The sequence below is a fragment of the Streptomyces sp. NPDC059649 genome, from assembly GCF_042734445.1.
In the GTDB taxonomy this organism is placed as follows: Bacteria; Actinomycetota; Actinomycetes; order Streptomycetales; family Streptomycetaceae; genus Streptomyces.
The window spans coordinates 1-7,913 of sequence record NZ_JBHWDV010000109.1 but is presented as its reverse complement, the minus strand read 5'-3'; the positions used below and the strand labels follow the sequence as shown (position 1 = coordinate 7,913).

The following is a 7,913-nucleotide window of genomic DNA, read 5'->3' as shown; positions in this document are numbered from 1 at the left end:
CCGTCTCGTGTGCTCGCAGATGTGTATCATAGACTTTATGGACCATCGGACCGGGTGCCCGACGGATCGGGCGTCCAGCGGATCGGGCGTCCAGCGGATCGGGCGTCCAGCGGATCGGGCGTCTAGCGGATCGGGTGGGCCGGCTTGGGCTCGGCGGACGGCGCCAGCTGACCGCACAGCGAGGGGTTGGCCCGGTCCCTGGCGTAGGGGTCGGTGCCGGCCGGGCGCTCACCCCCGGCGTGCTGTCCCGCGAAGAGCGGGCGCAGCGCGTCGGCCGGCTGCGAGGAGCAGGCCAGCGGCCCGGCCTGCAGGCTGCTCTGCAGCACCTCCAGGCGGTGGTCGGCCAGGTCGTCGCGGCCCAGCCGGAAGTGCATCTCGCGCCGCACGGTGACCAGCGAGGCGGCGCCCGGGGTGGCCTTGCCGACGTCCTGGCCGGCCACGTCCTGCTGGGCACCGGGGGCGGGCCGGACGGCGTAGACGAAGGTGTAGTCCGCGGTGACCTCCAGCGCGTCCGGGCTCAACTCCGCGGCGGACAGCGTGCCGTTGACCCGTACGTTCCGGTCGGCGAGCCGGGTCTGCTTCGGGTCGAAGCGGACCAGCCAGCCCGTGGCGGCGTCTTGTCCGTTGTCGTCCGGGTGCGCCAAGCTGCGGTCGAACTGGTCGAGTTGGCCGGTGTCGAGCAGCAGCCGCAGCGGCCGTACGGAACCACCGGTGAGGGTTTGCGGGTCCACCGAGGAGCGGACCAGGTAGTCCTTGGCGATGGTCAGCGCGGAGACGATCTGGCCGTCGGAGAAGTGGTCGGTGCGGGAGACCGTGGGCAGGTTCACGCCCGCGGCGCCGACCCGGTAATTCGCCGCGGGGCTGTGCGCGAAGAGGTCCTCGGGCGTCCCGCCGGGCACCTCCCCGCTCGGCGCGAGCGGCACGACGGCCGACCGCAACGGCTGCGCCCGGGGCGGCTCCGGGGTCTTGTAGGGGTGCCGGATGCCCATGTAGACGGCGGTGCCGAAGGCCAGCACGATCAGCAGCACCAGGAGGATCGCCTGCCGGGAACCCCCCAGCCGCATCCAGGCGTGCCGGGTCTTCACCGCGGGTGCGTGATGCTCACCGAGCCGTTCGTCGGCGGAGAATTCCTGCAGCCGCGCAGCGCGCACGAACGATTCGTCGAAGACGACGGATCGGTACTCGTCCTCACCGCCTCCCGGGGCGCCGTTGGGCGTCCCTTCGGGAGGGTCACCAGGCCCGGTCATACAACAAGAGTAGGTCGGCCGGGGCAAAGGTAAACGCCGGGACGGTGGGCAACTTCAGCGCACCGTTCCGTTTCGGGCGCCCCCGATGCGGGCAGGGCGCGACGGCGTCACTGCACCGGGGTGCCGGCGGAGAATGACGGGCGCACGGGCTCGGCGGACGGCAGCGACGGCAGGCCGGGGCGCGCCGTGCGCACACTGTCCGCGCCGCCCGTTGCCGGGGCGTCGACACCGCTGGACGTGGGTGCCGGCGCCGGGCTCTGGTTGCGGCCGGACGCGCCGCGGTAGACGGCACTGAAGGCCAGCGCGACCAGCCCGATACCCATGACCACGGCCAGGACCCAGGCGACCGGCCGGTGCCAGCGGGTGCTGCCGCGGTAGGGGCGCAACGAGCCGCCGTAGGGGCCGTACGGGCGGTCGTCGTAGTCGTCGTCCTCGTACCCGCCGTACCCACCGCGGTGCCGCGGGTCGCCGTACGGATCGGGGTCGTCCGCGCCGTCGGGGCCGAAACCGGGGGCCGAGCGGGCCGCTTCGGCCTCGGCGCGCGCCTCCGCGGCGGCCAGCATCCGCTCGACCGCCGAGGGCTCGTGGATCCGCGCGGACCGGACGAATTCCTCGTCGAAGACCACGGAAGCGAATTCCTCATCCGCTTTTCCGTGGCTCCCGTGGTGGTGCTCGTCGGGCTCTTCGCCGTCCGGGAACGGCGTGCCCCCCACGTCGTCCGGCACCCGTCCAGGTTAGCCCCGGGGGACCATTTTGGGCAGGGAGAAAGCACAGAGAACGGGGTGCCGGTGACGGGGAATCCGGGGTCCGCGTCAGCGGGTGTGGCCATCTCCGGTGACGATGTATTTGGTGGAGGTCAGTTCCGGCAGGCCCATGGGACCGCGGGCGTGCAGCTTCTGGGTGGAAATGCCGATCTCGGCGCCGAAACCGAACTGCCCGCCGTCCGTGAAGCGGGTCGAGGCGTTGACCGCGACGGTCGTGGAATCCACCAACTGGGTGAACCGTCGGGCCGCGGCCTGCGAGGTGGTGACGATCGCCTCGGTGTGCCCGGAGGACCAGCGCCGGATGTGCGCCACCGCCGCGTCCAGGTCGGGCACCACGGCGGCCGCGATGTCGTACGAGAGGTACTCCGTCGCCCAGTCCTCGTCGGTGGCGGCGGCGACCAGCCCGGGGCCGGCCTGCTGCCAGGCGGCGTCGCCGTGCACGACCACGCCGGCCTGGGTCAGCGCCGCCAGGGCGCGCGGCAGGAACTTCTCGGCGATCCCGGCGTGCACCAGCACGGTCTCGGCGGCGTTGCAGACGCTGGGCCGCTGGGCCTTGGAGTTGATCAGGATGTCGACCGCCATGTCGAGGTCGGCGGCCTCGTCGACGTAGACGTGGCAGTTGCCGGTGCCGGTCTCGATCACCGGGACGGTGGACTCCTCGACGACCGTGCGGATCAGCGAGGCGCCGCCGCGCGGGATCAGCACGTCGACCAGCCCGCGGGCGCGCATCAGTTCGCGCACCGAGTCGCGGCTCTCGCCGGGCACCAGCTGGACGGCGTCGGCGGGCAGCCCGGCGCTCTGGACGGCGTCGCGCAGCACGTCCACCAGGGCGCTGTTGGAGGCGTAGGCGGAGGACGAGCCGCGCAGCAGCACGGCGTTGCCGGACTTCAGGCAGAGGGCGGCGGCGTCCACCGTCACGTTCGGCCGGGCCTCGTAGATGATGCCGATCACGCCGAGCGGGACCCTGACCTGGCGCAGGTCGAGGCCGTTGGGCAGGGTCGAGCCGCGGACCACCTCGCCGACCGGGTCGGGCAGCGCCACGACCTGGCGGACGTCCGCGGCGATCGCCGCGATCCGCTCCGGGGTGAGGGTGAGCCGGTCCACGATCGACTCGGCGGTGCCGGCCTCCCGGGCCTTGGCGACGTCCTTCGCGTTGGCGGCGACGATCGTCCCGGTGCGCTCGACCAGGACGTCGGCGATGGCGAGCAGCGCGGCGTCGCGGGCCGTCCGCGGCAGCGGCGCCAGGACGGCGGCCGCCTCCCGCGCGCGGCGGGCGGTGTCGAGGACGGGCGAGGTCTGCGATGCGCTGCTGGTCATGGCCGCAGCCTATCGGGCGGGCGGGCCGCGGCCACGAGCCATCTCACAGCGCGGAACACATCCGACCGCCGGTCAGAAGGGGTGCACGCCTACGGGTGCGGCCGGTGGCGGCCCGTAACCCTCGGCGATGCGCTGGTGGTACGTCTCACGGTCGATGACCTCCAGGCCGACGATCTCCCACGGTGGCAGCTTGGCGGTCGAGCGGTGCTCGCCCCAGAGCCGCAGGGCGACCGCCGCGGCGTCGTGCAGATCGCGGGCCTCCTCCCAGTAGCGGATCTCGGCGTGGTCGTTGGCGTAGCGGCTGGTCAGCAGGAAGGGATGGTCGTGCGCGAGCTGCTCCAGCGCCCGCCGGACCTCCCGCAGCGGGGCCTCGGCGCCGGAGACGCTGAGGGTGATGTGCCAGAGCCGGGACGCCTCGCCACGGTCACTCTCCGTGGTCTGCCGCGCGATCCCGCTCCGCTCCTCCAGGTCCTCGTCGTCCGGCCGGCCGGCGGTGGCCGGGCCGGATCCGACGCTGGTCAGCATGCGCTCCGCCGTCCCTCGGGGCAGTGCCCCTGGGCGCCCTCGTCTCACCGGCGGCCTCCTGTACTGCGAATTGCTCGGCCCCCGGGCGGTTGCGGGGCCGACTGGGTGGTACGTCGACGGTGCGCTTGCGCGCGGCGGGCACCCCTCCCTGTGGCGGCCCGCAACAAAGTTGACCAGTCCGCGGGCCGTCGCGGGGGCGTTTTTGCCAAGCTCTCGCGGGAAAGAACGGTCCAGGCACCGCGGCCGGGGCGGGGTGCCGGTGCCGTGACGGCCGCCGGCGGGGCGCGCCGGGGTCAGTGGTGCAGCAGCACCAGATCGTCGCGGTGCACGACCTCCCGCTCGTAGGCGGGGCCCAGTTCACGGGCGAGATCGCGGGTCGAACGGCCAATCAATCGGGGGATTTCCCGGGCGTCGAAATTGACGAGCCCGCGGGCGATCGCCCGGCCCCCGCCGTCCCGCAGCTCGACCGGGTCGCCGGCGGAGAACTCGCCCTCCACGGCGGCGATGCCGGCGGGCAGCAGCGAGGAGTGGCGCTCCACCACGGCCTGCACCGCACCGTCGTCGAGGACGAGCGCACCGCGCGGGGTGGAGGCGTGCGCGAGCCACAGCAGCCGGTCGGCGGAGCGCCGCCCGGTCCGCAGGAAGTGCGTGCCCGTGGGCCCGCCGGCCAGCGCCTCCGCGGCGTGCACGGCGGAGGTCAGGATGACGGGGATGCCGGCCGCGGCGGCGATCCGGGCCGCCTCGACCTTGGTGACCATGCCGCCGGTGCCCACGCCGGCCTTGCCCGCGCTCCCGATGGAGACGCCCTCCAGGTCCTTGGGACCACGGACCTCGGCTATCCGCGAGGTGCCCGGGGTGGCCGGGTCGCCGTCATAGAGGCCGTCCACATCGGACAGCAGGATCAGCAGGTCGGCGCGGACGAGGTGGGCGACCAGCGCGGCCAGCCGGTCGTTGTCGCCGAAGCGGATCTCGTCGGTGGCGACCGTGTCGTTCTCGTTGACGATCGGCACCGCGCCCATGGCCAGCAGCTGGTCCAGGGTCCGGTAGGCGTTGCGGTAGTGGGCCCGGCGGCTGGTGTCGTCGGAGGTCAGCAGGACCTGCCCGACGCGCCGGCCGTAACGGGCGAAGGAAGCGGTGTAGCGGGCCACCAGCAGGCCCTGGCCGACGCTGGCGGCCGCCTGCTGGCGGGCCAGGTCGCGCGGCCGCCGCGCCAGGCCCAGCGGGGCCAGACCGGCCGCGATGGCACCGGAGGAGACCAGCACGATCTCCTTGTCCTGGTGCTTGGCCAGCACGTCCACCAGGGCGTCGACCCGGTCCGCGTCCAGTCCGCCGGCGGCCGTGGTCAGTGAGGACGAGCCCACCTTCACCACGATCCGCCGGGCGTGAGCGACGTCCTGCCTTGCGCCTGCCACCTGCTGTACCCCTGTACTGCTCGCCTGTTTCCCGCCGCCGTACGGGTGGTCCCCGACCGTCCCGTACACGTCCCTACGGGCGCAATCTACGGCAGTGCGGCCCGCCGGTGCGTGCCGATATCGCCTGGCGGACGTTTCGGTGGGACGACGACCGGGCCGGCCCGGGGTGGCGTACGCCACCCCGGCGTGGCTGGAACAATGCGGAAGGACGCCCTCCGATCTGTCCACCGTGTGGGGCCCGCGGCCTTCTTATTTACTGCATTTCCCGCCACCCACCCGGAATTCCTTAAGACGGACGGAACGGCCGAGAGGTTGCGTTCGATTGATCCGCTTTCGCGGTGATGAGAGCCACAGCAGATTGTCACCAAGGCCAACAAGGTCATACGGTCGGGTGTCCATCGGTCCCGTTTCGCCGCTCCGGCGGCGTCGCAGCGCGGGACCCGGCCGCCCCACTTCGGCCTCCCCCCTGACCTTCTTGCTGCCAGGAGCCCTCCCCCGTGCCTTCCGCCGGATTCGTTCCCCGCCGAGCCGTACAGCTCGCGGCACTCCTCGCGATGATGCTCGCGTTCACCGCCCAGCTCGTCGGTGCGCTGCTGCCCGTCATCCCGCTGTTCATCGCCGCCTCCGTGATCAACCTGGGTCTCGACCTGGTCCTGCAGCACAAGCAGCCCGGCCTGCTCGCCGTGCTGGGCCGGATCCGGTTCGACGTCACGGTGCGCCAGCTGCTGCGCGACATGCTGATACTGGTCGGCCTGCTGCACATCGACGGCATCAACCCGCTGGAGGAGCAGGCGCCGCTGACCATCACGCTGCTCCTCTTCTACGGCACCCACTTCGTGTGCCAGGCGGTCGCGGTGCTGGTCCGCAGGACCCGCAGCCTGCCGTTCGTGACGCGCAACATCGACGCCGGCGAGCTGCGGCTGTGCGACGCGCCGCCGCGGATCCTGTCCCGCCAGACGGGCCGGCGGCTGCTGCGCTTCTCGGTGCCCACCACGCTCGGCATGATGGTGACCGCGATCACGACCGACGCCTACTGGGGCGGCATCGGACTGGCCGTCTCCCTGGCGCTGTCGGCCGGCGGCACCCTCTACCTGGCCACCTGGCTGCTGCCCAAGAAGCGCGTGGTCGCCGAACAGCAGGCGCTGGAGTGGCTGGACAACTGGCTGGCCGAGTACCGGCCGACGGTCGGCATGTACTTCTCCGGCGGCTCGTCCTCCGCCTACCAGGCCAACATGTGGCTGAGCACGCTCGACTCCCTGGACGGCAACCCGATCATCGTGCTCCGTGAGCGCTTCATGGTGCAGAAGATCGAGGCCACGGACATCCCGATCGTCTGCATCCCGAAGGTCGCCAACCTGATGCGCCTGGAGCACACCACGCTGAAGGTCCTGCTGCACCCGGCGAACTCCGGCAAGACCTCGCAGATCCTGCGGATCCCGTCGATCAAGCACGCGTTCATCAACCACGGCGAGAGCGACAAGCTGTCCTCCTGCAACCCGTACGCCAAGGCGTACGACGAGGTCTGGGTGGCGGGTCCGGCGGCCCGCGACCGCTACCAGCTCGCCGACATCGGCGTGGAGGACAAGGACGTCGTCGAGGTCGGCCGCCCCCAGCTGGCCCCGATCCGCCCGATCCAGCGGCACGACGGTGCCCCGGCCGACCGGCCGACCACCGTGCTGTACGCCCCGACCTGGGAGGGCTGGGACGGCAACCCGGGCAACACCTCGGTGATCCTGGCCGGCGAGAACATCGTCCGCGAACTCCTCGCCGACGAGAACGTGCGGCTGCTGTACAAGCCGCACCCGATGACCGGTTCCGTCGACCCCCGGGCGGGCGCCGCGAACGCCCGTATCCAGGCGATGATCGCGGAGGCCAACGGCCGGCGCGGCGGGGCGCGGCCCGGCCCGGAGGCCGCCGCCGAGCTGGCCCGCCGTACCGAGGACCTGAACAAGCTGACCACCTCGGCGTTCCGCAAGAGCGCCGACGAGCTGGAGCGGATGCGGCTGCAGGGCACCCCCGAGGAGGGCCGCGCGACCGCCGTCGCGGACGCGGTCACCGCCTGGGAGGAGGCGTACTGGAACTCCTTCCCCGAGTGGGAGCACCAGATCATCACCACCGCCCGCCCCGGCATCTTCAGCTGCTTCAACCAGGCCGACGTGCTGATCAGCGATGTCTCCAGCGTGGTCTCCGACTACCTGACCAGCGAGAAGCCGTACGCGGTCGCCAATACGTCGGGCCTGACCGAGGACGACTTCCGGGCGAACTTCCCGACCGTCCGGGCGGCGACGATCCTCACGCCGGACGCGGACGGGGTGGCCGGTCTGCTCGACGCGGTCCGCAACCCGGAGCAGGACACCCTCGTCGCGGCGCGGGCCGAACTCAAGGAGCACCTGCTGGGCCCGTCGGACCCGCCGTCGTCGGTCCGCTTCAACCGGGCGGCGATGGACCTGTGCGCCAAGGCCGACGAACGCCGCGTCCGGATGGAGAACCGGCTCTCCGGCATCCCCGGCCAGCGCTCGCAGGAAGGCGTGGACGGCCCGGAGACGGCCGAACACGAGGCCAACGGCACGTCGGACGCGACGGCCGGCGTCTAGCCCGCAGAACGCCGCCTGCGGCCTCCGCGGGCGGCACCGAGCACAAAGCGCGGG

The 7,913-nt window shown here is 72.5% G+C and carries 6 protein-coding genes; 1 reads left to right on the top strand and 5 read right to left on the bottom strand.

The genetic code is table 11. The annotated features are described in order from the left end of the window. Positions 1 to 122 precede the first annotated feature (122 nt). The 5 genes from ACFV1J_RS40075 to proB all read right to left on the bottom strand — a co-directional run bounded on the left by ACFV1J_RS40075 (position 123) and on the right by proB (position 5,265). A complete protein-coding gene (locus tag ACFV1J_RS40075) occupies positions 123 to 1,247 on the bottom strand; it encodes a hypothetical protein (protein WP_385866909.1) in 1,125 nt (374 codons plus the stop codon). Between the two features lie 107 nt (positions 1,248 to 1,354). Continuing rightward, a complete protein-coding gene (locus tag ACFV1J_RS40070) occupies positions 1,355 to 1,972 on the bottom strand; it encodes a hypothetical protein (RefSeq protein WP_385866907.1) in 618 nt (205 codons plus the stop codon). Positions 1,973 to 2,059: 87 nt separating this feature from the next. Next, on the bottom strand, positions 2,060 to 3,328 hold the full coding sequence (locus ACFV1J_RS40065; RefSeq protein ID WP_385866905.1) for a glutamate-5-semialdehyde dehydrogenase: 1,269 nt from the start codon (positions 3,326 to 3,328) through the stop codon (positions 2,060 to 2,062). Between the two features lie 72 nt (positions 3,329 to 3,400). Further along, entirely contained in the window at positions 3,401 to 3,901 is a 501-nt protein-coding gene (locus ACFV1J_RS40060) for a hypothetical protein (protein ID WP_385866903.1), read from the bottom strand. A gap of 245 nt (positions 3,902 to 4,146) precedes the next feature. Then, positions 4,147 to 5,265, bottom strand: coding sequence for a glutamate 5-kinase (gene proB, locus ACFV1J_RS40055; protein ID WP_385866900.1), 1,119 nt, complete (start codon positions 5,263 to 5,265; stop codon positions 4,147 to 4,149). Positions 5,266 to 5,762: 497 nt separating this feature from the next. Between proB and ACFV1J_RS40050 the strand changes: the two genes are divergently transcribed. Next, complete coding sequence (locus ACFV1J_RS40050) at positions 5,763 to 7,859, top strand: hypothetical protein (protein ID WP_385866898.1); 2,097 nt, start codon at positions 5,763 to 5,765, stop codon at positions 7,857 to 7,859. Positions 7,860 to 7,913: the final 54 nt, after the last annotated feature.